The organism is Protofrankia sp. CiP1_Cm_nod4 (genome assembly GCF_982290645.1).
The window spans coordinates 7,564-11,170 of sequence record NZ_CEVIVC010000131.1 but is presented as its reverse complement, the minus strand read 5'-3'; the positions used below and the strand labels follow the sequence as shown (position 1 = coordinate 11,170).

Here is a 3,607-nt window from a genome sequence, read left to right as displayed (position 1 = left end):
CCGCGGCAGCCGCGGCAGCCGCGGCAGCCGGAGCTGCTGGAACGGGTGGAGCCGCTGGACGTCGCGGACCTCCCACCGGCGCGGGCCGCCGCCCCCGCGGATGCCGCCGACCATCGGCGGGCGGCCGGCCCGGCGCCGGACGAGACCGGCTGGGAAGGGTTCGTGGAGCTGGAGACCACCGAGTTCAGCCGCCGGATGCTGCCGAACCGATGATCTCCTCGTCCGGGCGGACGCTCGGTGGCACGGGGCTGTTCGTCACGTCCCGGCGGGTACCGCGGTCGGCGCCGGAGGCGGCGGACCTGCGCCTGCAGCTGTTACGCCGCGGGGACGCGGTGGTCGCGGTCACCGCCCTGCTGGTCATGATGATCATCATCCCGGCGCGGATGCGTTTCGCGCCGCTGGGCGCCGCCGGCAACCCGGCGTTGCTGCTCGGGATGCTGCTGTTCGTCTGGTATGTCGCGGTCCGGCTGGTGCCCTGGCAGCGTCCGCCCCTGCCGGGGCAGGGGGCGCGCGTCCTGCTGGCCCTCTTTGGCCTGTCCGTGCTGGTCAGTTACGTGGCGGCCATGACACGGCCCATCTCCGGCGCGGAGATCCGCGCGGCCGACCGCGGGGTGCTCACGGTCGGCGCCGCGCTCGGCCTGGCGTTCACCGTCCTCGACGGCGTCCCGGACCGGGCACGGCTGGATACCCTGCTGCGCCGGCTGTGCACCGCCGGCACGGTACTGGCGATCTTCGGGCTGTTGCAGTTCTACTTCCATTTCGACATCAACGGCTACATCCGGATACCCGGTCTCAGCGGCGGTGGCCAGAGCTTCATCTCCGGGCGGGACGGCCTGGTCCGGGTGGCCGGGACGGCGAGCCACGCGATCGAGTTCGGGGTCGTCCTCGCGGCGGTCCTGCCGCTCGCGCTGCATTACGCGCTGTACGCGCCGCCGGAGGGGCGGCGCAACGCGTGGCTCAAGGTCGCCGTGATCGGTCTCACCCTGCCGATGTCGGTGTCCCGGTCGGCCATCCTCACGATCGGTATCGCCCTGCTGGTGCTGGTGCCGTCCTGGCCGGCGCGCCTGCGGCGACGGGCCCTGCTGCTCTCCCCGGTGGCCCTGGCCGCGATGCAGGTGGCCAGTCCCGGGACCCTGAAGACGATCTTCGACCTGTTCCTCAACATCGGTAACGACGACAGTGCGGCCGGCCGGACGGCCGACTACGCCACGGCAGGCGTCTACATCGACAACTCCTTCTGGCTCGGGCGCGGCTACGGCACCTTCCTGCCGGAGAAGTACCGGGTGCTGGACAACGCCTACCTGGGGCATCTGATCGAGACCGGTGTCATTGGGCTCGGCGTCCTGCTGCTGCTGTTCGTCGGCACCTTCGTGCTGGCCCGTCGCCTGCGCCGGGACAGCGAGGATCCCGAACTGCGCAACCTCGCGCAGACGCTGGCCGGCGCCGTCATCGCGGTCGGGGTGTCCTTCGTCACTTTTGACGCGCTCGGCTACGCGATGGTCTTCCTGACCACCTTCCTGCTGATCGGAAGCGTCGGCGCGCTGATGCGGCTGGAGGGCCTGCGGCGTACCGGGGACGGATCCGCGCCGCACCGGGCCGCCGGCCGGCCGTGGCCGGGCGCCGGGCTGCCGCACCCGGGGATCTGGAACCTGCCCGCCCTCGCGCTGCGCCGCTGGTACGTGGCGCTGGCCGTCGCCCTGCTCGTGGCTGCCGGGATGCTGCACGTCCGGTCGGCCCGGGGCACGTACGAGGCGACCGCCGCGCTCGCGGTGTTCCCCCAGGCCGGCAGCGCGCTCAACCCCTACCAGGCCTTCAACCTGAGCAATCAGACGATCGTGCGGGTGGTCGCCGAACGGGTCAACGGCCGGGGCTTCGTCGTCGATCTCAACCGCGCGGAGCGCGGGGCCGAGTACGTGGTCGCGGCCGAGACCATCGGCACCCCGGAGAACCCCGGGGCCCCGGACGCCCCGACCGTCATCGTCACCGTCTGGAGCAGCGACCCCGATGTCGCGGTCGCCAAGATGCGGGAGCTGGCCACCCAGGTCGGTACGACTCTCCAGGACGTCCAGCAGGCGGCCGCGCCGGAGTCGAACGCCCGTCTCACGGCGGTCCCCGCCCTGATGCCCGGCCGGGCCAGCCTGGTCACCGGCAACAGCAAACGCGCTCTCGGCATGGTGCTCGTGCTCGGCCTGCTCGGTCTCATGTTCGTCCTGCCGATGACCGAGCGGCTGTTCGCCCGGGCCGGGCGGTGGCGGGCGGCGTATCTGGCCACACATCCGAGACCGTCCATCCGAAAGGCTGCCTGATGAACCCACGCCAGACCGTCAGGAAAGCCGGTATCGCTCTCCTGCGGGCGCGTATCGCGGACCCTCCGTTGTCGCGGTGGGATCCTCAGCCGGCCCTGCGGACACCCGCCTCCGAGATCCGCCGGGCCGCGTTCCCGGCCGTGGACGCGCACAACCACCTGGGCCGCTGGCTGCGCCGGGACGGCTCCTGGATGGTCGACGACGTCGGCGCGCTGCTGGCGATGATGGACGAGCTCAACATCACGACCATCGTCAACCTCGACGGCCGGTGGGGCGCGGAGCTGGCGGCCAACCTCGACCGCTACGATCGCGCCCACCCCGGACGTTTCGTCACCTACTGTCACCTCGACTGGGGGCTGCTGCGTTCGCGGCGGGCGACCGGGGAGCTGGTCGCGCAGCTGCGCGCGTCCGCCGCCGCCGGCGCGCGCGGTCTGAAGGTGTGGAAGGACCTCGGGATGCGGGTCCGTGACGGCCGGGGCCGGCTGGTGCTGCCGGACGATCCCAGGCTCTCCGACGTGTTCGAGACGGCCGGGCAGCTCGGGCTGCCGGTCCTCATCCACGTCGGTGACCCGGTGGCGTTCTTCCGCCGTCCCGACCGGCACAACGAACGCCTCGACGAGCTGCGCCGGCACCCGACCGCCTCCCGGGCCGCCGGCCTGAACGCCCTGCCCGGGCTGCGCGGCCCGGGCCTGCCCCGCCTCCTCGAAGCGCTGGAGTCGGTGGTGGCGGCCCATCCCCGCACGACCTTCGTGGGGGCGCACGTCGGATGCCTGGCCGAGGACCTCGGCGAGGTCACCCGGATGCTGGCCGCCTACCCGAACCTGTGCGTCGACATCTCGGCCCGTGCCGCCGAGCTGGGCCGCCAGCCGCGGGTGGCCCGCCGGTTCATCGAGCGCTTCGCCGACCGGGTGCTGTTCGGCACGGACGCCTTCCCCCCGGCCGCGGACGGCTACCGGGCCTTCTTCCGGCTGCTGGAGACCGACGACGACCACTTCACGTACTCGCCGTCGGTGCCGCCGCCGCAGGGGCGCTGGGCTGTCTACGGTCTGGACCTTCCCCCCGAGGTGCTGCGCCAGGTGTACGCCGGCAACGCCGCGCGCCTGCTGCCCGGCGTCCGGCCGGTGGCCGCGGCGCCGTCGCCACCGGCCGGGCCCGCCCGCCGGCCCGATCCGCGGCCGGTGTCCTGACAGCCGCGCCCTGAGGCCGTTCTCGGAGGCGGCCCCGCCGCCGGCCATCGCCCACCGGCGGGGCGTCCCACGCGTGAGCTGTCCCGGCCAGCGATCCTGCGTGTACACAATTCA

3 protein-coding genes are annotated in these 3,607 nt (G+C 73.2%); all 3 read left to right on the top strand.

Annotated features, from left to right (window positions below):
- On the top strand, positions 1–213 hold a 213-nt coding region (locus tag AC5LSR_RS19450), incomplete at its 5' end, for a hypothetical protein (protein WP_493468775.1).
- Positions 210–2,306: an O-antigen ligase family protein gene (locus AC5LSR_RS19445; RefSeq protein ID WP_250283796.1), complete on the top strand. Its 2,097-nt coding sequence runs from the start codon at positions 210–212 to the stop codon at positions 2,304–2,306. The genes AC5LSR_RS19450 and AC5LSR_RS19445, both read left to right, overlap by 4 nt.
- A complete protein-coding gene (locus tag AC5LSR_RS19440; protein WP_250290878.1) occupies positions 2,306–3,493 on the top strand; it encodes an amidohydrolase family protein in 1,188 nt (395 codons plus the stop codon). The genes AC5LSR_RS19445 and AC5LSR_RS19440 overlap by 1 nt, the downstream gene beginning before the upstream one ends.
- The last annotated feature ends 114 nt before the right edge of the window (positions 3,494–3,607 follow it).